19 protein-coding genes and 1 pseudogene are annotated in these 20,268 nt (G+C 66.3%); 8 read left to right on the top strand and 12 right to left on the bottom strand.

What is annotated here, in order from left to right; all coding sequences use genetic code 11:
* The first annotated feature begins 8 nt into the window (after nt 1-8).
* A pseudogene (locus SGRAN_RS11715) lies at nt 9-1,137 on the top strand (serine hydrolase domain-containing protein).
* A gap of 202 nt (nt 1,138-1,339) precedes the next feature.
* Here SGRAN_RS11715 and SGRAN_RS11710 read toward each other — a convergent pair.
* From SGRAN_RS11710 to purF, 3 genes are all read right to left on the bottom strand, one after another.
* Nucleotides 1,340-1,726, bottom strand: a complete 387-nt coding sequence (locus tag SGRAN_RS11710) for a hypothetical protein (RefSeq protein ID WP_067183833.1) — start codon at nt 1,724-1,726, stop codon at nt 1,340-1,342.
* A gap of 65 nt (nt 1,727-1,791) precedes the next feature.
* Nucleotides 1,792-2,526, bottom strand: a complete 735-nt coding sequence (locus SGRAN_RS11705; RefSeq protein WP_067109934.1) for an SDR family NAD(P)-dependent oxidoreductase — start codon at nt 2,524-2,526, stop codon at nt 1,792-1,794.
* Between the two features lie 4 nt (nt 2,527-2,530).
* Nucleotides 2,531-3,988: an amidophosphoribosyltransferase gene (purF, locus tag SGRAN_RS11700; RefSeq protein ID WP_067183831.1), complete on the bottom strand. Its 1,458-nt coding sequence runs from the start codon at nt 3,986-3,988 to the stop codon at nt 2,531-2,533.
* Nucleotides 3,989-4,133: 145 nt separating this feature from the next.
* Between purF and hisI the strand changes: the two genes are divergently transcribed.
* The 5 genes from hisI (at nt 4,134) to SGRAN_RS11675 (ending at nt 8,937) form a co-directional block, all read left to right on the top strand.
* A complete protein-coding gene (hisI, locus tag SGRAN_RS11695; RefSeq protein ID WP_067183828.1) occupies nt 4,134-4,514 on the top strand; it encodes a phosphoribosyl-AMP cyclohydrolase in 381 nt (126 codons plus the stop codon).
* Nucleotides 4,501-5,049 carry a hypothetical protein gene (locus tag SGRAN_RS11690; protein WP_067183825.1) on the top strand — a complete coding sequence of 183 codons (549 nt, stop codon included), beginning with the start codon at nt 4,501-4,503 and terminating at the stop codon, nt 5,047-5,049. Before hisI ends, SGRAN_RS11690 begins: the two co-directional genes overlap by 14 nt.
* 66 nt (nt 5,050-5,115) lie before the next feature.
* On the top strand, nt 5,116-5,547 hold the full coding sequence (locus SGRAN_RS11685; protein ID WP_067109923.1) for a MerR family transcriptional regulator: 432 nt from the start codon (nt 5,116-5,118) through the stop codon (nt 5,545-5,547).
* A gap of 53 nt (nt 5,548-5,600) precedes the next feature.
* Entirely contained in the window at nt 5,601-7,403 is a 1,803-nt protein-coding gene (locus SGRAN_RS11680) for an acyl-CoA dehydrogenase C-terminal domain-containing protein (RefSeq protein WP_067183822.1), read from the top strand.
* Nucleotides 7,404-7,449: 46 nt separating this feature from the next.
* A complete protein-coding gene (locus SGRAN_RS11675; RefSeq protein ID WP_067187055.1) occupies nt 7,450-8,937 on the top strand; it encodes a phospholipase D-like domain-containing protein in 1,488 nt (495 codons plus the stop codon).
* 17 nt (nt 8,938-8,954) lie between these two features.
* On the opposite strand, the gene SGRAN_RS11670 is transcribed toward SGRAN_RS11675, so the two are convergent.
* Genes SGRAN_RS11670 through SGRAN_RS11645 form a run of 6 tightly spaced genes read right to left on the bottom strand, consistent with a single transcriptional unit; the run spans nt 8,955 to nt 14,886 of the window.
* Nucleotides 8,955-9,806: an HpcH/HpaI aldolase/citrate lyase family protein gene (locus SGRAN_RS11670; protein WP_067183820.1), complete on the bottom strand. Its 852-nt coding sequence runs from the start codon at nt 9,804-9,806 to the stop codon at nt 8,955-8,957.
* Complete coding sequence (locus SGRAN_RS11665; RefSeq protein ID WP_067183818.1) at nt 9,806-10,258, bottom strand: MaoC family dehydratase; 453 nt, start codon at nt 10,256-10,258, stop codon at nt 9,806-9,808. Before SGRAN_RS11665 ends, SGRAN_RS11670 begins: the two co-directional genes overlap by 1 nt.
* A 2-nt stretch (nt 10,259-10,260) precedes the next feature.
* Nucleotides 10,261-10,719: a GNAT family N-acetyltransferase gene (locus tag SGRAN_RS11660; protein WP_067183815.1), complete on the bottom strand. Its 459-nt coding sequence runs from the start codon at nt 10,717-10,719 to the stop codon at nt 10,261-10,263.
* Nucleotides 10,716-12,554: an acetyl/propionyl/methylcrotonyl-CoA carboxylase subunit alpha gene (locus SGRAN_RS11655; RefSeq protein ID WP_067183812.1), complete on the bottom strand. Its 1,839-nt coding sequence runs from the start codon at nt 12,552-12,554 to the stop codon at nt 10,716-10,718. Before SGRAN_RS11655 ends, SGRAN_RS11660 begins: the two co-directional genes overlap by 4 nt.
* Nucleotides 12,551-13,285, bottom strand: coding sequence for a GIY-YIG nuclease family protein (locus tag SGRAN_RS11650; RefSeq protein ID WP_067183809.1), 735 nt, complete (start codon nt 13,283-13,285; stop codon nt 12,551-12,553). Before SGRAN_RS11650 ends, SGRAN_RS11655 begins: the two co-directional genes overlap by 4 nt.
* Nucleotides 13,286-13,287: 2 nt before the next feature.
* Nucleotides 13,288-14,886: a carboxyl transferase domain-containing protein gene (locus tag SGRAN_RS11645; RefSeq protein ID WP_067183807.1), complete on the bottom strand. Its 1,599-nt coding sequence runs from the start codon at nt 14,884-14,886 to the stop codon at nt 13,288-13,290.
* A gap of 146 nt (nt 14,887-15,032) precedes the next feature.
* Here SGRAN_RS11645 and SGRAN_RS11640 point away from each other — a divergent pair, with 146 nt between their 5' ends.
* Complete coding sequence (locus SGRAN_RS11640) at nt 15,033-17,120, top strand: M13 family metallopeptidase (protein WP_067183805.1); 2,088 nt, start codon at nt 15,033-15,035, stop codon at nt 17,118-17,120.
* A 238-nt stretch (nt 17,121-17,358) separates the two neighbouring features.
* On the opposite strand, the gene SGRAN_RS11635 is transcribed toward SGRAN_RS11640, so the two are convergent.
* The 3 genes from SGRAN_RS11635 to SGRAN_RS11625 are packed head-to-tail and all read right to left on the bottom strand — an operon-like array spanning nt 17,359 to nt 19,147.
* Entirely contained in the window at nt 17,359-17,637 is a 279-nt protein-coding gene (locus tag SGRAN_RS11635) for a hypothetical protein (protein WP_067183803.1), read from the bottom strand.
* Nucleotides 17,634-17,981, bottom strand: a complete 348-nt coding sequence (locus SGRAN_RS11630; RefSeq protein ID WP_237233490.1) for a hypothetical protein — start codon at nt 17,979-17,981, stop codon at nt 17,634-17,636. Before SGRAN_RS11630 ends, SGRAN_RS11635 begins: the two co-directional genes overlap by 4 nt.
* Nucleotides 17,978-19,147: an isovaleryl-CoA dehydrogenase gene (locus tag SGRAN_RS11625; protein WP_067183800.1), complete on the bottom strand. Its 1,170-nt coding sequence runs from the start codon at nt 19,145-19,147 to the stop codon at nt 17,978-17,980. Before SGRAN_RS11625 ends, SGRAN_RS11630 begins: the two co-directional genes overlap by 4 nt.
* A 139-nt stretch (nt 19,148-19,286) precedes the next feature.
* On the opposite strand from SGRAN_RS11625, the gene SGRAN_RS11620 reads away from it, so the two are divergent.
* Entirely contained in the window at nt 19,287-20,183 is an 897-nt protein-coding gene (locus SGRAN_RS11620; RefSeq protein WP_067183798.1) for a LysR family transcriptional regulator, read from the top strand.
* The last annotated feature ends 85 nt before the right edge of the window (nt 20,184-20,268 follow it).

Genomic DNA, 20,268 nt, shown 5'->3' with positions numbered 1-20,268 from the left:
GATTTGCAATGGCGGCGCTGCTTTGCGCCGCGGCGGCCGTGGGGAGTGCCCCCGCATCGGCCCAGACGACAACCCAATTGCCGGAGGATCTGAACGTGCTGTTTTGGAGCCAGGACCAGCGTGACCTCGCCTTTCGCACGATGGAGACGGTCCCGAAGGTGGTCGTCCACACGGTCGAGGCGGGCGGCCCGGTCCACCCGCTGCCGCAGGGCGCGCCGATCGACCTCGGCATCGACGTCGATGCCTATATGGCGGGGCAGCGCAACGCCGGACTGATCATCGTTCAGGACGGGAAGATACGCCTCGAGAAATATGCGCTCGGCTATGCCGCCGATGGGCGCTGGACGAGCTTTTCGGTGGCCAAGAGCTTCACCTCGACGCTGGTCGGCGCCGCGGTGAAGGACGGCTTCATCAAGAGCCTCGACGACAAGGTCACCGCCTATATCCCGGGGCTGAAAGGTTCGGCCTATGATGACGTCGGGCGTCAAATGGAACGAGGATTATACCGATCCCAAATCCGACGTCGCGCAGTTCAACCTGCAACAGCCGGTCCCGGGTGAGGATATAACGGTCAGCTATATGAAGACCTTGCCGCGCGAAGCGCCCGCGGGGTCGAAGTGGGTCTACAAGACCGGCGAGACCAATCTGATCGGGGTGCTCGTATCGAGCGCGACCGGCAAGACGCTGTCCGCCTATCTGTCCGAAAAGGTCTGGCGGCCGTTCGGGATGGAGCAGAACGCCGTGTGGATGCTCGGCCCGACGGGGCACGAGATCAGCGGCTGCTGCCTGTCGGCGAGCCTGCGCGACTATGCGCGCTTCGGCGAGTTCATCCTCGGCGGCGGCGTCGCGGGCGGGCAGACGGTGCTGCCCGACGACTGGCTTGCCGCCGCGACGACGAAGCAGGCCGATATCGACATGCCGGGGCGCGGCTATGGCTATCAATGGTGGACCAACGACGACGGCAGCTTCGCCGCGCAGGGCATCTTCGGCCAGGGCATCTTCATCGACCCGAAGCGGCGGCTGGTGATCGCGTCGAACGGCAACTGGCCGACCGCGACCGACCCCGAGGGCGTCGGCGCGGCGCGCGAGGCTTTCTACAAGCAGGTGCAGGCGGCGGTGGACCGGGAAGGCCAATAGCCATCCCGCGAAAATCACGTTGCCAGCGAAAACCGGGACCTTCATCGGCATCCCCGCGAAGGCGCGGAAACTTCTCCGTCATTGCGAGCGGAGCGAAGCAATCCAGAGTGGCGTAAACCGCCCTGGATTGCTTCGCTCCGCTCGCAATGACGATTCCTTCCAAGGCGTCATGCTGTATTCCCGGCGCTCACCGGGCCGCGGATCAGGGCGCCGCGACGGCGGTGGCGCGCTGCGCTGCCCATGCGGCGGCGAGCGGGATCAGGATGCCGAGCAGTATGATCCACCAGGCGTCGGCGAGCGTGACCGCGCGATAGACGCCGGCGCCGATCACCGCGCCCGCGACGATCCATCCCGCGCCCGTGCCGCCCGACACGCGCATCGCGACCCAGCCGCCGGCGAAGGTGCCGACGAACCAGCCGACGAGCAGCGCGACGGTCGAACCGACCGGGATCAGCACTTCGCCGGTCTGCGGATCATAGACATCGGGCGACAATTCGCTGCCCGCATATTGGGCGAGCCAGATCAGGCCGAAGGCGATGACGATGCCGGCCACGGCCGCGATCGCCGAACGCAGGATGTTGCTGCTCATTCCCGATGCCTTTGCGAATTGGTCCTGTCGAGCAAGCCTGTTGCCACAGGAAAGCAAAGATCGCGTTAAGCCTCTTCCATCACCTTGGGAAGCGCATGATAGGCGGTGCTGTCGAAGCCCTCGACCATCAGCTGTGCGACATATTCGCCGACCGCCGCCGGGTCCTTGATGCTCTGCGGGTCCTCGCCGGGATAGGCGCGGGCGCGCATCTGGGTGCGCGTGCCGCCGGGGTCGAGGATCGCGGTGCGCACGGTCGAGATGTTGCGCATTTCGGCGCCATAGCAGGTCACCAGCGTCTCGAACGCCGCCTTGGACGCTGCATAGGCGCCCCAATAGGCGCGCGGATTCCGCGCGACGCCGGTCGACAGCGCGAGCAGGCGGCCGTTCGCCGACCGCCGCAGCAGCGGGTCGAAATTGGCGATCAGTGCCTGTTGCGCGATCAGGTTCAGCGTCAGCAGCCGGTTGAATTCCTTGCCGTCGATCGCGGCGACGGGGGTCAATGTGCCGAGCATCGCGGCGTTCATCACCAGCATGTCGATCTGCTGCCAGCGCTCGGCCATCGCGCTCGCCAGCCGCGCGATGCTGTCGCCGTCCGTCAGGTCGAGCGGCGCGATCGTCGCGCTGCCGCCCGCGGCATGGATGCGATCCTCCAGTTCCTCGAGCCCGCCCGCGGTGCGCGCGGTGATCACAACATGCGCGCCGCGCTGCGCGAGCGAATAGGCGATCGCCTCGCCGATGCCGCGGCTCGCGCCGGTGACGAGCGCGACCTGCCCCGCCAGTTCTTCGGATGTTTTGGTCATTTCGTCAGACAACCCGCTCGGCAAGCAGTGAAAATTGATCTTCCAGGCTGTTCTCGTCGAAGTCGGTCAGCGTGGTCGGATAGTCGCCGGTGAAGCAGGCGTCGCAATATTGCGGGCAGGCGTCGGTGCGCCGCGCTTCGCCGAGCGCGCGATACAGGCCGTCGATGGTCAGGAAGGCGAGGCTGTCGGCGTTGATGAAATTCGCCATCTGTCCGACCGTCATCTGCGCGGCGAGCAGCTTCGCGCGCTCGGGCGTGTCGACGCCATAGAAGCAGCTGTGCGAGGTCGGCGGGCTCGCGATGCGCATATGGACCTCGGCGGCGCCGGCATCGCGCATCATCTGCACGATCTTGAGGCTGGTGGTGCCGCGCACGATCGAATCGTCGATCAGCACGACCCGCTTGCCGTTGATCAGCGCCCGGTTGGCATTGTGCTTGAGCTTGACGCCGAGGTGACGGACCTTGTCGCTCGGCTGGATGAAGGTGCGCCCGACATAGTGCGATCGGATGATGCCGAGTTCGAAGGGAATGCCCGATTCCTGCGCATAGCCGATAGCGGCGGGCGTGCCCGAATCGGGGACGGGGATGACGAGGTCGGCATCGACCGGATTCTCGCGCGCCAGTTCCGCGCCGATCGCCTTGCGCACCGAATAGACGCTGGTGCCGTCGACGATCGAGTCGGGGCGCGAGAAATAGACATATTCGAAGATGCAGGGCCGCGCCGGATGGCTGGCGAAGGGGTGGTGCGAGATGAGTTCGCCGTCGCGTACGATCACCAGTTCGCCCGGTTCGACCGTGCGGACGAATTTGGCGCCGACCACGTCGAGCGCCACCGTTTCCGACGCGAAGATATAGGCGTCGTTCAGCCGGCCGATGACGAGCGGCCGAATGCCGAGTGGATCGCGGCACCCGATCATGCCTTCCGCGGTCAGCACGATCAGCGAATAGGCGCCCTCGACCTGCTTCAGCGCGTCGATGAAGCGGTCGAGCAGGGTGCGATAGCTCGACGTGGCGACGAGGTGGATGATCACCTCCGTATCGCTGGTCGACTGGAAGATGGCACCGCGCCGAACGAGCTGTTTGCGCAGCGCCATGGCGTTGGAGATATTGCCGTTGTGCGCGATCGCGAAGCCGCCCGTGGCAAGCTCCGCGAACAGCGGCTGGACGTTGCGCAGCGCCGTCTCGCCCGTCGTCGAATAGCGGACATGGCCGATCGCCGCGGCGCCCGAAAGCTGGCGGATGATGTCGTCGCGGTCGAAATTGCCAGCGACATGGCCCATCGCACGGTGGGTATGGAAATCGCGGCCGTCGAAGGCGGTGATGCCGGCGGCTTCCTGTCCGCGATGCTGCAGCGCGTGCAGGCCGAGCGCGGCGACCGCGGCGGCGCTGTCGGCGCCATGGATGCCAAAGACGCCGCACTCCTCGCGGAGCTTGTCGTCGTCGAAAGGATGGGTCGTCAGCATGTCAATCCGGGGGCAGGGGGGCTGGGACTGCCGCGCATATAGGAGCGGCAATGGCAAATGTCGCCCCCTCATTTCGCCTTCCGGTCGCCCGGACGGGCCGCGGTGGGGTGACAGCCCCGCCGATCCTGCTCTAAAGCGCCGTTTCATGGACCCGTCCCGCGATGCAACCGACCGTTTCCTGCCGCGCTTCGACGCCGCAGGCCTCCTGACCGCGATCGTCGTCGATGCCGATCGTTCGACCCTGCTGATGGTCGCGCATATGAACGAGGAGGCGATCGCGCGGACGCGCGCGACCGGACAGGCGCATTTCTGGTCGCGGTCGCGGCAGGCGCTCTGGCGCAAGGGCGAAACCTCGGGCAACGGGCTGACCGTCGTCGAGATGCGTGTCGATTGCGATCAGGACGCGCTGCTGCTTCGCGTGCGTCCGGCGGGACCCGCGTGCCACACCGGGCGCCGGTCGTGCTTCTATCGCCGGGTCGAGGCCGACGGCGGCCTGACTTTTCTGGACGACGATGCGCAGGGCTGACGGCCTGCTGTTCGGCGCGCTGGCGTTGCTTGCCGGATGCGGCTCGCCGCCGCCGGGGGACGGGGAGGGCGCGATCGACACGCGCAACCCGCTCGAACGCGCGGCGCGCGAACGCGGTATCGTCCGGGCCGAGGCGAGCGAGCCCGCCGGCGTGTTCGAGCGCGCCCACGACCTGGGCCGCGACGCGATGTGCGTGGTGCCCGACGGGCCGGGGCGGTGGCGGTTCGCGCTGACCGCCGCCTTCGGTCCGGGCCTTTCCTGCACGACGAAGGGAACGCTCGTACGCGCGGCGGAAGGCGAGGGGCGGTGGCGCCTGTCGTTCGCCGGGACGCCGGGGTGCGACGTGGCGGTGCGCGAGGAGGACGACGAGCTTGCCCTTCCGGGGCGCCTGCCGCCGCAATGCGCCAACCTCTGCCCCGAGCGCGCGTCGCTCGCTGGCCTCCGCCTCCCGCGCGCGAGCTGGTCGGAAGAGGATGCGAGACGCTTGCAGATCGCCGGAAAAGACGGCAACAGGTTCCGGCCGTGCGATCGCTGACTCGCGGGCTTTCCACCCGACCTGCTGCCCTTGACGTTCACGTCAACGGAAACTAGTCTTGCCCGCATGACCGAAGAATACGGCCACGCCCATATCGACACGCCCGATCATCTGGGGCGTGAGCAATATAGCATTACCGATCTTTCCACCGAATTCGGCGTGACCGCGCGCGCGCTGCGCTTTTACGAGGACGAAGGACTCATCAGTCCGTCGCGCAAGGGATTGTCGCGCATCTATTCGAAGCGCGACCGCGCGCGGCTGGCGTGGATATTGCGCGCCAAGCGCACCGGCTTCAGCCTCGCCGACATCCGCGAGATGATCGACCTCTACGACGTCGGCGACGGCCGCAGGCTGCAGCGGCAGGTGACGATCGAGAAATGCCAGGAGCGCATCTCGCTGTTGCGCCGTCAGCGCGACGATATCGACAGCGCGGTCGAGGAGTTGACGCGCTTCATCGATACGGTGAAAAAGGTCGATCAAGGCGAAAAGGCCGACTGAAACCCTCCCCGGGACGGACATTGTTGCCAACCTGACTTTCGGAAAGATGACCCATGCCCGTCTATCGCGCCCCCGTGAAGGATTCGCTGTTCCTGTTGAATGAGGTGCTCGGCATCGAACGCTATGCCGGGCTTCCCGGTTTCGCCAACGCGACCCCCGACATGGTCGAAGCGGTGCTGACCGAGGCGGGGCGATTCTGCGAGGAGGTGCTTTTCCCGATCAACTATTCGGGTGACCAGCAGGGCTGCACGCGTCACGAGGATGGCAGCGTGACGACGCCAGAAGGGTTCAAGGACGCGTACAAGGCCTATTGCGAGGCCGGCTGGACGCTGCTGACCCAGCCGGAGGAATTCGGCGGACAGGGGCTTCCCCACGTCGTCGGCTTTCCGGTCGAAGAATATCGCATGGCGGCGAACCAGGCCTTCGCCATGTATCCGGGGCTGACGCAGGCGGCGGTCGCGGCGATCCTCGTCAAGGGATCGGACGAGCAGAAGGCCGTCTATGTTCCGAAGATGATTTCGGGCGAGTGGGGCGGGACCATGAACCTGACCGAGCCGCATTGCGGCACCGACCTCGGCCTGATCCGCACCCGCGCGGTGCCGAACGGCGACGGCAGCTACGGCATCACCGGGACCAAGATATTCATCTCGTCGGGCGAGCACGACCTGACCGACAATATCGTTCACCTCGTCCTCGCCAAGACCCCCGACGCGCCCGACAGCGTCAAGGGCATCTCGCTGTTCATCGTGCCCAAGTTCCTCGTCAATGAGGACGGCGCGCTGGGCGAGCGCAACACGCTGTCGTGCGGGTCGATCGAGCACAAGATGGGCATCCACGCCAACGCGACCTGCGTGATGAACTACGACGGCGCGAAGGGCTGGATGGTCGGCGAGGAGAACAAGGGGCTCGCCGCGATGTTCGTGATGATGAACGCGGCGCGTCTCGGCGTCGGCATCCAGGGGCTGGGGCAGGCCGACATCGCGTTCCAGAACGCCGTGCAATATGCGCAGGACCGGCGCCAGGGCCGCGCGCTCACCGGCCCGCAGGATTCGCAGGAAAAGGCCGATCCGCTGTTCGTCCATCCCGACGTGCGCCGCATGCTGATGGACGGCAAGGCAGTGGTCGAGGGCCTGCGCGCGCTCTGCCTGTGGGGCGCCCTGCAGGTCGACCTGTCGCACGCCGCCGAGAGCGAGGAGGAGCGCCAGCAGGCCGACGACCTGATCAGCCTGCTGACCCCGGTGATCAAGGGCTATGGCACCGACAAGGGATTCGACGTCGCGGTCAACGCGCAGCAGGTGTTCGGCGGGCACGGCTATATCGAGGAACAGGGCATGTCCCAATATGTCCGCGATGCGCGCATCACGATGATCTACGAAGGCGCCAACGGGGTGCAGGCGATGGACCTCGTCGGCCGCAAGCTCGCGCAGAACGGCGGGCGCGCCATCCAGGCTTTCTTCGCCATCGTCGACGCCGAATGTGCCGCTGCGAAAGATAAGCCCGCCTTTGCCGACCTCGCCGGGCGCCTCGAAAAGGCGAACGGCGAACTCAAGGCCGCGACGATGTGGTTCATGCAGAACGGCATGGCCAATCCGAACAATGTCGGCGCGGGCGCGCATCACTATATGCACATCATGGGGATCGTCGCGCTGGGGCTGATGTGGCTGCGCATCGCCGAGGCGGCGCAGAAGGCGCTGGACGAAGGCCGCGGCGATGCCGCCTTCCTCGAAGCCAAGCTGGTTACGGCACGCCATTTCGGCGAACGCTTCATCCCCGACGCGGGGGCGCTGCGCCGCAAGATCGAGGCGGGCAGCGAAGCGATGATGGCGTTGACGCCGGAGCAGTTCGTCGGGGCCTGACGATGGGCGCGCGCAACCATTGCCGCCGTCGTGCGTGGCGATGGCGATGAGCGCAGCCGACCTGACCCCGATCGTCGCCGAGGGGCGCAATTGCTGGCGCGTCGCGCGGGCGCGCAGGGCGCGGATGATCGTCGATGCCGCCGATTATTACGCCTTGCTCGCGCGGCTGATGGCCGATGCGAAGGAGCGCATCCTGCTGATCGGCTGGGATTTCGACCCGCGGATCGCGCTGACCCCCGATGCCGACGGCAGCGGCGAGGCGCTCGGCCATTACATGCTGCGGCTGGCCAAAAACTGCCCCGACCGCGACATCGACATATTGCGCTGGAATTTCGGCGGCCTCAAACAACTCGCGATGCCGAGCATCGTCACGATGATATTGCGCTGGAAGGTCACGCGATCGATCAGCTTCCGGCTCGACAGCGCGCATCCCGTGGGATGCAGCCATCATCAGAAAGTCGCGGTGTTCGACGATCATCTCGCGGTGTGCGGCGGAATCGATGTCGGCGCGCGGCGCTGGGACACGCGCGCGCATGCCGACGCCGACCCGCACCGCACGACCCCCGACGGCAAGCCCTATATGCCCTGGCACGATTCGACGATGATCCTCGCCGGTCCCGTCGGCGAGGCGCTGGCCGAACTCGGCAACGAACGCTGGCAGCGCGCGACGAACAAGCCGCTACGCGACCTGAGCGGCGCGGGCGAACCGTGGCCCGAGGGGCTGGAGCCCGATTTCCGCGACGTCGATGTCGCCATTTCGCGCACCCGCGCCGAATATGACGGCTATCCCGAGATACGCGAGATCGAGCAGCTCTATCTCGACCTCATCGCGGGTGCGAAGCGCTTCATCTATTTCGAGAATCAATATTTCACCTGCGGCAAGATCGCCGCCGCGATCGCCGAACGGCTGAACGAGGACGATCCGCCCGAATTCGTGCTGGTGATGCCGAAACAGGCCGACGGCTGGCTCGAACAGATGGCCATGGACGCTTCGCGCGCGAAGCTGGTGCGCGAGATCGCCAAGGCGAAGCACGGCGACCGGCTGCGCATCTATGTTCCGCATACCGAGGGCGGCGATCCCATCTATGTCCATGCCAAGACCGCGATCGTCGACGACCGGCTGATCCGTGTCGGATCGGCCAATCTCAACAACCGCTCGATGGGGCTCGACAGCGAATGCGACGTGACGATCGACGCTGCGCTACCCGCCAATCGCGACGTCGGGCCGACGATCCGGCGCCTGCGCGAATCGCTGATCGCCGAGCATCTGGGCGTCGAACCCGACGACGTCGCGCGCGCCTTCGACCGCACCGGATCGTTGATCGAGACCATAGAGGCGCTGCGCGGCGACGGCCGCTCGCTCGAATGGCTCGACCTGATTGCGCCCGGCCCGCTCGACGAATATATCGCCGAGAACGAATTGCTCGACCCGACGAGCCCCGATGCCATGTTCGAAAGCCTGACCGAGCGCGGCCTCCGGAAAAGCTGGCACCGCGGCAAGGCATGGATGAAGCGCCACCGGCCGTTCAAATAGACGATGACAGGCCGGACTCAGTCCGCCAGCGACAGGATATGCCGCGCCTGTTTCAGGTGCGGCGCGTCGACCATCTTGCCGCCCAGTTGCAGCACGCCCGCGCCGGGGTTGGCCGCGAAGGCATCTACGATCGCCTGCGCGCGCGCGACCTCTTCGGCGGAAGGGGTGAAGGCGGCGTTGATCGGCGCCACCTGCGCCGGGTGGATCGCCATCATGCCGGTGAAACCGTCGCGGCGCGCGCGCGTCGCATAGGCTGCCAGCCCGTCCGCGTCGTCGATCGCGGGAAACACTGTGTCGATCGCCGCGACCCCGGCGCCGTGCGCCGCGAACAGGGTCAGCGCGCGCGCGACGCGATAGGGATCGGTATAATCGCCGTCGGCCTCGCGGCTGGTCGCCGCGCCGATTGCGGCGGGCAGGTCCTCGGCGCCCCAGGTCAGGCCGATCAGCCGTGCGCCGACTTCGCGATAGCTGCCGAGCGTGAAGATGGCGGCAGGCGTTTCGGTCGCGATCGGCAGGATCGGCGGCAGCGAGGCACCGGCCGGGCTTTCGCTGCGCAGGATCGTATCGAGCTGCGCGACTGCCGGTGCGCCTTCCGCCTTGGGCAGCATGATCGCATCGGGCCGCGCCGCCGCGATCGCGGCGACGTCGGCGGCGGTCATGTGCCCGTCGAGCGGATTGACGCGGACGAGCGTGATGACCTCGCGTTCTCCTGCCAGATAATCGGCCACCGCGGCGCGCGCGGCCTCCTTGTTCGCAGGCGACACCGAATCCTCGAGGTCGAGGATGATCGCGTCGGCCCCCGACGCCGCCGCCTTGGCGAAGCGTTCGGGCCTGTCACCGGGAACGAAGAGGAGCGAACGAAGACGCATCAGGGGCCTTTCCTTTTGATCAGCGCCGACCGTTCGCACTGGCAGACGATCTCGTCGCGCTGGTTGAGGCAGCGGTGGAGGAAGGTGACGATACCCGCATTCGGCCGCGATTGGGACTCCCGCAGACCGATCACCTCGCTCGTCGCGCGCAGCGTGTCGCCAAGGAACACTGGCTTCGGCATCACCAGCTTGTCGTAGCCGAGGTTGGCGATCAGCGTGCCGAGCGTCGTGTCGCCGACCGACAGGCCGACCATCAGGCTGAAGGTGAAGGTGCCGTTGACGAGGATCTGCCCGAATTCCGACGCCTTCGCCGCCTCGATATCGAGATGCAGCGGCTGCGGATTATGCGTCATCGTCGTGAACAGCAGATTGTCGGTTTCGGTCACCGTGCGGCGGATATCGTGCGACAGCGTGTCGCCGATGCTCCATTCGTCGAAAAATCGTCCTGCCATTGTCACTCCCTCAAGTGCAATTTCATGCCGACATGGCTCTGCACGAAGCCAAGGCGGGCGTAGAAGCGGTGCGCGGCGGTGCGTGTAGCAGACGAAGTGAGCTGGACGAGCTTGCAATCGCGCGTACGGCACTGGTCCACCGCCCACAGGATCATCTGTTCGCCCAGCCTTTGCCCGCGCAGGTCGGCGACGATGCGCACCGCCTCGATCAGTCCCCGCCAGCTTCCGATGAAGGAAAGCCCCGGCAGGAAGCTCAGTTGCATCGTTCCGACGACGCGGTCGTCCAGCTCGGCCGCGATAAGCCGCTGGTTCGGGTCGGCCTCGATCGCCTCGAACGCGGCGAGGTAGCGCGGGTCGGACGGGTCGGCTTCGCGGTTCGCCGGGATCGTTTCCTCTGCAAGCATCGCCAGGATCGCGGGCAGGTCCGCCGTCGTCGCATCGCGCAGGATCAGATCGCTCATCCGGCCGCCTCGATCCGCGCGAGCAGCGCCTCGACCTGCACCTGCGCCCCCGGCGTGGCGTTGAGTTCGGCGACCACGCCATCGAAAGGCGCGATCAGGCTGTGTTCCATCTTCATGGCCTCCAGCGTCAGCAGCTTCTGTCCCTTCGCCACCGGCTCGCCGGCGGCGACGGCGACCGCGATGATCTTGCCGGGCATCGGCGACAGGATCGCGCCGTCGCTTGCCGCGCCGCCCGCACCGCCCTCGACGCGCCACGGGGTGAGTTGCCATACGGCGCCCGCTTCGGCGACGAGCATCGCGGGCGCGGGTTCGTCGGTGCCGGGTCCGTGGAGCGCCACGTCGACCCGCTTTCCGTCGAGCAGGAAGGGCGCACTACGCACGCCGGGGGCGTTGAGGCGGAAGCCGGCCTGCAACGAACGCGGCACCATCGCCATCGCCGCATTGGTCAGCGCCGCGGCGGAGGGCTCCGGCGCGGCCGCCATCGCTTCGCCGTCGCGGCCGATCAGCCCGGTGTCGACCGCCCCCGCGACGAAATCGGGATGATCGAGCGCGCGGATCAGAAAGGCCGCGTTGGTCCTGACCGGCCAGACCGCGCTGTCCTCCAGCATCTCCGACAGCGTCTCGCGCGCCGCCTCGCGGTCCTCGCCGTGCGCGATCAGCTTGGCGATCATCGGGTCGTAGAAGGGCGAAACCTCCGCGCCTTCATGGACGCCGGTATCGACCCGGCCGATATGGTCGGGCAGTTGAAACAGTTCGAGTGGGCCGGTCGAGGGAAGGAAGCCTTTCGCCGGGTCCTCGGCATAGAGGCGCGCCTCCATCGCCCAGCCCTCGATCGTGAGATCGTCTTGCGTCAGCGGCAGTGGCTCGCCGCTCGCGACGCGAAGTTGCCATTCGACGAGGTCGACGCCGGTGATCTCCTCGGTCACCGGATGCTCGACCTGCAACCGCGTGTTCATTTCCATGAACCAGATGCGGTCGGCGCGCAGGCCATCGCTGGCGTCGGCGATGAACTCGATCGTCCCCGCGCCGACATAGTCGACCGCCTTGGCCGCGCGCACGGCGGCGGCGCAAAGCTGCTGCCGGGTTGCGTCGTCCATGCCGGGGGCGGGGGCTTCCTCGATCACCTTCTGGTGGCGGCGCTGGAGCGAGCAGTCGCGCTCGAACAGGTGGACGATATTGCCGTGCGTATCGCCGAACACCTGCACCTCGATATGGCGCGGGGTCAGGATATATTTCTCGATCAGCACATGGGCGTTGCCGAACGACGCCGCCGCTTCGCGTTGGCACGAGGCGAGCGCATCGGCGAAGTCCGCCGCGCCGTCCACCTTGCGCATCCCCTTGCCGCCGCCGCCCGCGACCGCCTTTATCAGCACCGGATAACCGATCTCGGCCGCCTGTTCGGCGAGGAAAGCGGGGTCCTGGTTCGCGCCCATATAGCCAGGCGTCACCGGCACCCCGGCATCGGCCATTAACGCCTTGGCGGCGTCCTTGAGGCCCATCGCGGTGATCGACGACGGTTTCGGCCCGACCCACACCAGCCCGGCATCCATCACCGCCTGCGCGAATTCGGCATTTTCGGACAGGAACCCGTATCCCGGATGGATCGCCTCGGCGCCGGTCGCCTTGGCGGCGGCGATGATCTTCGCGCCGACCAGATAGGATTCGCGCGCCGGCGACGGTCCGATATGCACGACTTCGTCAGCCTCGCGCACATGCAGCGCCTTGGCGTCGGCGTCCGAATAGACCGCAACGGTCCGTATGCCCATCTCGCGCGCGGTGCGGATGATACGGCACGCGATTTCGCCGCGATTGGCGATGAGGAGAGAGGCGATCATGGCCGAAACTCTTGCAGGTGCAGCTTGTCGGAACGGAAAAATGCACCTTCGATATATCCGCACAACCATGAAGCACAGACCTGTCCGCCTTGAGTGTAGGCGGACTTGTTTTCACTCCAGTCAAGCTTTGCAAGTGCATGGACAAGCTGTTCTCCGGTTATACCGGGATTGGCTTGAGCAGCCTGGTAAACCTTGCCCATCACGCAGATTTTTGACCCATTTTTCTGTATTGATCTGGGGATGTTTGGTCCACCCATGAGCCTCACGTTACGCAGCTTGAATCTGGCTGGGATGGCGTCGATACCGCCTGCGGCGATTTGGTTGACAGCATACTTTCGTAGCTCGACTCCCTCGAGTCGATGCGATGGCGAATAGGTCTGGGCATTCAGGAGAGGGCCAGTCCCTTCAGCTTTTCGACCAATTTCGAGGATGAGCTCGGCCTCCCGGATGAATGGCTCAACAAAGTGGAAACTGTCGATAGTACGCACAACTTCTCTACCCGATGCTTGAATCTCTCGGATCGCATCCGCTTTCTCACTGATCTCGCCTTTGTGCAGTGCATTCTCCTCATGGCTGAAGAGTCGGTCGTTTTGACCAATGCCGACATAAAATGGCGTCCCCTCGCCATCGCAAGCAATGACATCGTCCGGATAGCGCAGGATGTAGACGTAGTGCTTCTCCTCTCGTTGCCTGAGAGCCGTTGCCAAATCTACCTTACTTCGAATAATCATATTCACATCCTGAACACGCCGAACCCGCGATCCTCGACCGGGGCGTTCAGCGTTGCGGCGAAGGCCAGTCCCAGCACGTCGCGCGTCTGGGCGGGGTCGATGATCCCGTCGTCCCACAATCGCGCGGTCGCATAATAGGGATTGCCCTCGTCCTCATAGGTCTGGCGGATCGGCGCCTTGAAGGCTTCGGCTTCTTCCGGCGTCCATCTGTCGGCGTCGCGGTGGACGGTCGCCAGCACGCTCGCCGCCTGCTCGCCGCCCATCACGCTGATCCGCGCATTGGGCCAGGTGAACAGGAAGCGGGGCGAATAGGCGCGCCCGCACATGCCGTAATTGCCCGCGCCGAAGCTGCCGCCGATCAGCACGGTGATCTTGGGCACCGTCGCGGTCGCGACCGCGGTCACCAGCTTCGCGCCATGCTTGGCGATCCCCTCGGCCTCATATCTACCGCCGACCATGAAGCCGCTGATATTCTGGAGGAAGAGCAGGGGGATGCGGCGCTGCTGCGCCAGTTCGATGAAATGCGCGCCCTTCACCGCGCTCTCGCTGAACAGGACGCCGTTGTTCGCGAGGATCGCGACCGGAATGCCCCAGATATGCGCGAAGCCGCAGACGAGCGTCGTGCCATAGGCGGCCTTGAATTCGTGGAACTCGCTGCCGTCGACGATGCGCGCGATCACCTCGTGCACGTCATAGGGCGCGCGCACGTCCTGCGGGATGATGCCGTACAGGTCCTCGGCATCATATTTTGGCGGGCGCGGGTCCTTCATCGCCACCTCGAAGCCTTGCTCGGCACCGAAGGTCGAGACGATGTCGCGCACGATCGTCAGCGCATGTTCGTCATTCTCGGCGAGATGGTCGACGACGCCCGATTTGCGCGCGTGCAGGTCGCCGCCGCCCAGTTCCTCGGCGCTGATCTCCTCGCCCGTCGCGGCCTTCACCAGCGGCGGGCCGGCGAGGAAGATCGTGCCCTGGTCCCGGACGATCACCGTCTCGTCGCTCATCGCGGGGACATAGGCGCCGCCCGCGGTGCAGCTTCCCATCACGCAGGCGACCTGCGGGATGCGCTTCGCCGACATCGTCGCCTGGTTGAAGAAGATGCGGCCGAAATGGTCGCGGTCGGGAAACACCTCGGCCTGATGCGGCAGGTTCGCGCCGCCGCTGTCGACGAGGTAGATGCACGGCAGGCGGTTCGCTTCGGCGATCTCCTGCGCGCGCAGATGCTTCTTCACCGTCATCGGATAGTATGTGCCGCCCTTCACCGTCGCGTCGTTGCAGACGATCATCGCCTGCCGTCCCGCGACGCGGCCGATCCCAGTGATCATCCCGGCGCCCGCGATATCGCCGCCATACATGTCGCACGCGGCGAGCTGGCCGATCTCGAGAAAGGGCGATCCCGGATCGAGCAGCCGCTCGACGCGTTCGCGCGGCAGCAGCTTGCCGCGGCTCGTGTGGCGCTCGCGCGCCTTCTCGCTCCCGCCCCGCGCCGCCGCGGCGACGCGCGCCCGAAGCGCGTCGCGCAAGGCGCGGTTGTGCGCGGCATTGGCGCGGAATGCGTCGCCGTCCGCATCGACCATCGTTCCCAGAACCGGTGCGCTCACCTTCGTCTCTCTCCTTTGCAGGCGTGTCGGCCTATCCCGCCGTTCGTCGGTTGGGAAGGACCGCAGGCCGAATTTGGTTGGCATTGAAACCGGATGGCCGCAGGCTTATGCCTCTCGACCGACCCCCAACAAGCAAGGCCGCTTCCATGAGAAAAACCGTCTTCGTCCTTCTCCTGTCCACCGCCGCGATCGTCGCGGGGCCCGTCGCCTGCTCGAAGGGCGGCGACAAGCAGGAGGCGAGCTACACCGTCGGCACCGAGCTGGGCATCAGCAAGGCCGCGATGGACACGAGCGTCAAGCCCGGCGACGATTTCTATGCCTATGCGAACGGCAACTGGCAGAAGACCACCGAGATTCCCGCCGACCGCTCGTCGACCGGCGCCTTCTATACGGCTTTCCTCGAAACCGAGAAGCGCACGCGCGAACTGGTCGACGCGATCGTCAAGCGGGGCGGGGACGCGGACAGCGACGCCGGCCGCATCGCCGCTTTCTACAAGGCCTATGTCAGCACCGACGCGATCGACGCTGCGGGGATGAAGCCGGTCGAGGCCGACCTCGCGCGCTTCGCGGCGATCGGCGACAAGGCGGCGTTGGCGAAGGTGCTGGGCGAACAGACGCGCGCCGACGTCGATCCGCTCAACGCGACCGACTTCAACACCGAAAACCTGTTCGGCATCTTCGTGACGCAGGGCCTCGCGACCCCCGGCGACGTCATTCCCTATATATTGCAGGGCGGGCTCGGGCTGCCCGAGCGCGAATATTATCTGTCGGCCGATCCGAAGATGGCGGCGCTGCGCACGCAATATCAGGCCTATATCGCCAAGCTGCTGACCGCGGCGGGGCAGCCGGACGCCGCGGCGAAGGCGAAGCGCATCTACGACCTGGAGGTCAAGATCGCGCGCGCCCATGCGACGCGCGAGGCCAGCGAGGATTTCACCAGATCCGCCGACGTGTGGACGCGGGCCGACTTCGCGAAAAAGGCGCCGGGCATCGACTGGGACGCTTATTTCGCGGCGGCGGGTCTCGACAAGGCGGCGAAGTTCGGCGCCTATCATGCGAAGGCGATCACCGGCCTGTCGGCGCTCGTGGCGTCGGAGCCGCTCGATGCGTGGAAGGACTGGCTGGCCTTCCACCAGATCAACAGCCACGCCGACGTGCTGCCGAGCGCGATCGACACGGCGCATTTCGCTTTCTACGGGACAGCGCTTTTCGGCACGCCGCAGCAGCGCAGCCGCGACAAGCGCGCGCTCGACGCGCTGAACACATATCTCGGCGACGCGGTCGGCCGCGTCTATGCCGAGAAATATTTCCCGGCGTCGGCGAAGGCCGAGGTCGGCGACATGGTGAAGGGGATCAAGGCGGCGTTCGCGAAGCGCGTCGGCGCGATCGACTGGATGGCCCCCGAAACCAAGAAGGAAGCGATCAAGAAGGTCGAGACGATCGTCGTCGGCGTCGGCTACCCGGAGACGTGGCGCGACTATGGCAGCTACACGATCAGCGCCGACAACGCCTATGCGAACGAGATCGCGGGCGAAAAGGCCGAATATGTCCACCAGCTCGCCAAGATCGGCAAGCCGATGGACAAGGCCGAATGGTGGATGACGCCGCAGACGGTCAACGCGGTCAACCTGCCGGTGCAGAATGCGCTGAACTTCCCCGCCGCGATCCTGCAGCCGCCCTTCTTCAACGCGGCTGCCGATCCCGCCTATAATTACGGGGCGATCGGTGCCGTGATTGGGCACGAGATCAGCCACAGCTTCGACAACAACGGCGCGGCGTTCGATTCGACCGGCGCGCTGCGCAATTGGTGGACGGCCGCCGACCTCAGGAAGTTCGAGGAAGCGGGCGCGGCGCTCGCGGCGCAGTTCGACACCTACAAGCCGTTTCCCGACCTCGCGGTGAACGGCAAGCTGACGCTGGGAGAGAATATCGCGGACGTCGCGGGGCTCCAGGCCGCCTATGACGCCTATCATGCGTCGCTGAACGGCAAGGACGCGCCGGTGATCGACGGCTTCACCGGCGACCAGCGCTTCTTCATCGCCTATGCGCAGACCTGGGCGACCAAGATGCGCGACGAGGCGCTGCGCCAGCGCGTCGCCACCGACGGCCACGCGCCGGGCATGTATCGCGCACTGACCGTTCGCAACCTCGACGCGTGGTACAAGGCGTTCGACGTCAAGGAAGGCGATGCCCTCTACCTCGCGCCCGACAAGCGCGTGCGCGTGTGGGGGTGATTCAGCCCCGTCATTGCGAGGAGCGAAGCGACGCGGCAATCCAGAGCGGGGTGCGTTAAATCTGAGACACTCCATCGTCCGTTCGTGCTGAGCTTGTCGAAGCACCGCCCTTCTTTTGCGGCGCCAAAGAAAAGAGCGGCCCTTCGACAAGCTCAGGGCAAGCGGTGTAGATTTAAGGCTCGGTGTAGAGCGTGCGGTAATCGCCTTGGATTGCGTCGCTCCGCTCCTCGCAATGACGTCAATCATTTGAGGCCTGTTTGCCAACCGGCTTCCTGCGGATCAGGTGGCGATAGACGCCGACGCAGTTGATGCAGAGCAGCGCGACATTCTGCCATCCGATGCCTTCGCTGTCGGATTGCAGGAACCCCCACGCGATCAGCGCGAGGCTGCTCGTCACGAAGATGACGAACGCCCAGCCGTTCCACCGCTCGCCGAGGTTGAGCGAGACGAGCAGCGCCGCGATCGTCGCTGCGGCGGCGCCATAATATTGCAGCGCGTCGAGCATCGTCTCGCTCATGCCGCCCCCAGCAGCGCGAGCGCGCCCGATGCGGTGAGGAAAGGCCAGCCGATGTGCCGCCCGCGCGTGTAGATGGCATCGAACAGCCCGGTCGCGGTCCACGCCGCGCCGATCAGCAGGATCAGCCCGCGCGGCGTTCCCGGCCAGATCACCGCCGCCGCCGATACCAGCATCAGCAGCGACAGCGCATGCCAGGCGAGGCGAAAGACGCGGCGCGCCAGATCGACACCCATCACGCCCTGATCGAGTATCATCAGCGGTCCGATCAGCCGCCGCTCGCCGAGGACGCCGTGGACGAAGGCCGTGGCCGCCATCAGCGCCGCCGACAGCCAGAGCAGGCTCACGCGCCGGCGCCGATCAGTTCGCGGCCGATCAGCATGCGCCGTATCTCGTTGGTGCCCGCGCCGATGTCGAGCAGCTTGGCGTCGCGCCAATAGCGCTCGACCGGCCAGTCCCTGGTGTAACCCGCACCACCGAGCGCCTGGATCGCCTCGCCCGCGACCTTCACCGCGCTCTCGCTCGCGAGCAGGATCGCGCCCGCCGCGTCGAAGCGCGTCGTCTGCCCGGCATCGCAGGCCTTGGCGACGTTATAGACATAGGAACGCGCCGACTGGAGCGCGACATACATGTCGGCGACCTTCGCCTGCATCAGCTGGAACGAACCGATCGGCTTGCCGAACTGCCGGCGCTCGCGGACATAGGGGATGACCGTGTCGAGGCACGCCTGCATGATGCCGAGCTGGAGCCCGGCGAGCACGACGCGTTCGTAGTCGAGCCCCGACATCAGCACGCCGACGCCGCCATTCTCCGGCCCCATGACCTGTTCCTCGCTGACCTCGCAATCGGTGAAGACGAGTTCGGCGGTGGGGGAGCCGCGCATTCCGACCTTGTCGATCTTCTGCCCGATGGCGAAACCCGGCATGTCCTTTTCGATCAGGAAGGCCGTGATGCCGCGCGATCCCGCCTCGGGGCTGGTCTTCGCGTAAACGACCAGCGTGTCGGCATGGGCCGCGTTGGTGATCCAGTATTTCGTGCCGTTGAGGACGAAGCGGTCGCCCTTCTTCTCGGCCTTCAGCTTCATCGACACGACGTCGCTGCCCGCGCCGGCTTCCGACATGGCGAGGCTGCCGACATGCTCGCCCGAAATCAGCTTCGGCAGATATTTGCGCTTCTGCGCTTCGTTGCCCCAGCGGCGGATCTGGTTGACGCACAGGTTCGAGTGCGCGCCATAGGACAGGCCGATGGCGCCCGACGCCCGCGACACTTCCTCGACCGCGATCACATGCTCCAGATAGCCGAGGCCCAGCCCGCCCCATTCCTCTTCGACGGTGATGCCGTGCAGGCCGAGATCGCCCATCGCGGACCACAGTTCAGCGCGCGGGAACCAGTCCTCGCGGTCGGCGCGGTCGGCAAGCGGCGCGATCACCTCGTCGGCGAAGCGGGCGGTGGTGCCGCGGATCATGTCGGCGGTCTCGCCGAGCGCGAAATCGAAATCGGGGGTGGCGCGCATCAGGGTTCCTTTGATCGGGAGCGGAACAATGCCCCCGCCCGCGCGAACTGCCCGCACGAACGTGGTCGCCGCGGAGTCTGCCGCAAAGCCGCAGCATATGAAAATTGAAACTTCATGCGTTTCAGCATAAGAAAAATTTATGATAAAGCGCGCGCATATCCGCCAGTTCCTTGCCGTCGTCGATGCGGGCAGCTTCACGCGCGCCGCGCAGCATATCCGCGTGACCCAGCCCGCGCTGTCGACCGGCATCGCCGACCTCGAACGGCTCGTCGGCGCGCCTTTGTTCATCCGCAACCGCCGCCAGATCCGCCTGACCGAGGCGGGCGGCCGCTTCCTGCCGATCGCGCGCGATCTCGAACGCGGTTTTCGCGCCGCCGACACCTTCGGCCGCGCCGAGGAAAGCGACCGGCCGGCGCTGAAACTCGGCACGATCCGGTCGGTTCCCGGCGAGTTCCTGCAGGCCGTCGCGGCGCTGCTCGCGCGCGACTTCGCGATCGAGGTCGTCGAGAATGGCGAGTCGGACCTGCGCGCCGGCGTCCATGGCGGACGGCTTCATATCGCGCTCGTCCCGCTGCGCCCCGGCGAGCGCGGGCCGCATGTCGTCCCGCTCTATGACGAACCGCTGGTGATGTTCGTCGCCGCCGACCATCCGCTCGCCGGGCGCGGGGAGGTCGGGCCCGAGGAGCTGGCGCCCGAGACGATGATCGCGCGCCGCGCCTGCGAATTGCTCGACGCGACCAGTCGCTTCTTCACGCGCCACCGCGTTCGCCCGCGCTTCGCGCTGCGCAGCGACAGTGACGAACGCTGCCTGCGCATGGTCGCGGCGGGGGTGGGCATCACCACCGCGCCGGTGTCGCTCGCGATCGAGGGCATCGTGCCGCTGCGCGTCGGCGGCTATGATCTGCGCCGCGAACTCGGCCTGCTGATCCATCCGGCGTGGCGCGCGCAGGCCGATGTCGCGCCGCGGCTCGCGCACGCGCTGCCCGCGATCGAGCGCGCGGCGACCGACTGGCGCGCGGCGAAAGTCGATGGTTAGGGTCAGGACCAAGCCGCACAAGTCTGGCTTGCACGGGGAAAAGGGCATACAGCTTGCCCGGCGCGAAGCGGGACGGCAAGGGCGG

This window comes from Sphingopyxis granuli, from assembly GCF_001559015.1.
GTDB classification, from domain to species: Bacteria; Pseudomonadota; Alphaproteobacteria; order Sphingomonadales; family Sphingomonadaceae; genus Sphingopyxis; species Sphingopyxis granuli.
This window is presented reverse-complemented; position numbering and strand designations above follow the sequence as displayed.

Excerpts from the sequence above, each read along its gene's own strand:
- SGRAN_RS11660 (WP_067183815.1), bottom strand. The coding sequence starts at position 10,719 with ATGAGCGATCTGATCCTGCGCGATGCGACGACGGCGGACCTGCCCGCG.
- SGRAN_RS11650 (WP_067183809.1), bottom strand. The coding sequence starts at position 13,285 with ATGATTATTCGAAGTAAGGTAGATTTGGCAACGGCTCTCAGGCAACGA.
- purF (WP_067183831.1), bottom strand. The coding sequence starts at position 3,988 with ATGCTGACGACCCATCCTTTCGACGACGACAAGCTCCGCGAGGAGTGC.
- SGRAN_RS11685 (WP_067109923.1), top strand. The coding sequence starts at position 5,116 with ATGACCGAAGAATACGGCCACGCCCATATCGACACGCCCGATCATCTG.
- SGRAN_RS11625 (WP_067183800.1), bottom strand. The coding sequence starts at position 19,147 with ATGCGCGCCACCCCCGATTTCGATTTCGCGCTCGGCGAGACCGCCGAC.
- SGRAN_RS11665 (WP_067183818.1), bottom strand. The coding sequence starts at position 10,258 with ATGGCAGGACGATTTTTCGACGAATGGAGCATCGGCGACACGCTGTCG.
- SGRAN_RS11670 (WP_067183820.1), bottom strand. The coding sequence starts at position 9,806 with ATGCGTCTTCGTTCGCTCCTCTTCGTTCCCGGTGACAGGCCCGAACGC.
- SGRAN_RS11690 (WP_067183825.1), top strand. The coding sequence starts at position 4,501 with ATGCGCAGGGCTGACGGCCTGCTGTTCGGCGCGCTGGCGTTGCTTGCC.
- hisI (WP_067183828.1), top strand. The coding sequence starts at position 4,134 with ATGGACCCGTCCCGCGATGCAACCGACCGTTTCCTGCCGCGCTTCGAC.
- SGRAN_RS11675 (WP_067187055.1), top strand. The coding sequence starts at position 7,450 with ATGAGCGCAGCCGACCTGACCCCGATCGTCGCCGAGGGGCGCAATTGC.
- SGRAN_RS11640 (WP_067183805.1), top strand. The coding sequence starts at position 15,033 with ATGAGAAAAACCGTCTTCGTCCTTCTCCTGTCCACCGCCGCGATCGTC.
- SGRAN_RS11620 (WP_067183798.1), top strand. The coding sequence starts at position 19,287 with ATGATAAAGCGCGCGCATATCCGCCAGTTCCTTGCCGTCGTCGATGCG.
- SGRAN_RS11655 (WP_067183812.1), bottom strand. The coding sequence starts at position 12,554 with ATGATCGCCTCTCTCCTCATCGCCAATCGCGGCGAAATCGCGTGCCGT.
- SGRAN_RS11705 (WP_067109934.1), bottom strand. The coding sequence starts at position 2,526 with ATGACCAAAACATCCGAAGAACTGGCGGGGCAGGTCGCGCTCGTCACC.
- SGRAN_RS11710 (WP_067183833.1), bottom strand. The coding sequence starts at position 1,726 with ATGAGCAGCAACATCCTGCGTTCGGCGATCGCGGCCGTGGCCGGCATC.
- SGRAN_RS11680 (WP_067183822.1), top strand. The coding sequence starts at position 5,601 with ATGCCCGTCTATCGCGCCCCCGTGAAGGATTCGCTGTTCCTGTTGAAT.
- SGRAN_RS11635 (WP_067183803.1), bottom strand. The coding sequence starts at position 17,637 with ATGAGCGAGACGATGCTCGACGCGCTGCAATATTATGGCGCCGCCGCA.